This is a genomic window from Micromonospora aridisoli (assembly GCF_056150025.1).
Map to the genome: position 1 here is coordinate 1 of NZ_JAXCFK010000140.1, position 552 is coordinate 552.

Annotated in this window: 1 protein-coding gene; it reads left to right on the plus strand. The window is 72.5% G+C overall.

What is annotated here, in order from left to right; translation table 11 throughout:
- Positions 1-66: 66 nt before the first annotated feature.
- Positions 67-486 (plus strand): CBS domain-containing protein, encoded by a 420-nt coding sequence (locus SM447_RS29775; RefSeq protein WP_474576188.1) that lies wholly within the window; start codon positions 67-69, stop codon positions 484-486.
- The last annotated feature ends 66 nt before the right edge of the window (positions 487-552 follow it).

The following is a 552-nucleotide window of genomic DNA, read 5'->3' on the forward strand; positions in this document are numbered from 1 at the left end:
TGGCTCGGCCGGGCCGGGGTAGGAGGAACCGCATCAACCCCCCCCGGGAAGTGAGGTGTGACGCCGATGCCGACAGCACGCGAGATCATGACCAGTGACGTGACGTGCATCCGCGAGCAGGACGACCTTCGGACCGCGGCCAGGCAGATGGCCCAGCTGGGGGTCGGCTCCCTGCCGATCTGCGGTGCGGACGACCGGCTCAAGGGCATGCTGACCGACCGCGACATCGTGGTGAAGGTGTTGGCCGAGGGTCGCGACCCGAGCAACGTGACCGCCGGCGAGCTGGCCCAGGGCGAGGCGGTGACCATCGGCGCCGACGACGAGGCGGCCGAGATCCTGCGGACGATGGGCCAGCACAAGGTCCGCCGGCTGCCGGTGATCGACGGGCATCGGCTCGTCGGCATCGTGGCCGTGGCCGACGTGGCCCGCTCGCTGCCGGAACGCCCGGTCGGCGACCTGATCGAAGCCATCTCCGAGCGCGGCTGACCGCGCCCCCACCTCCGATCGCCGCCGCCGGCTCCGCCCGGCTGGCGGCGATCGTTCGTACGCCGG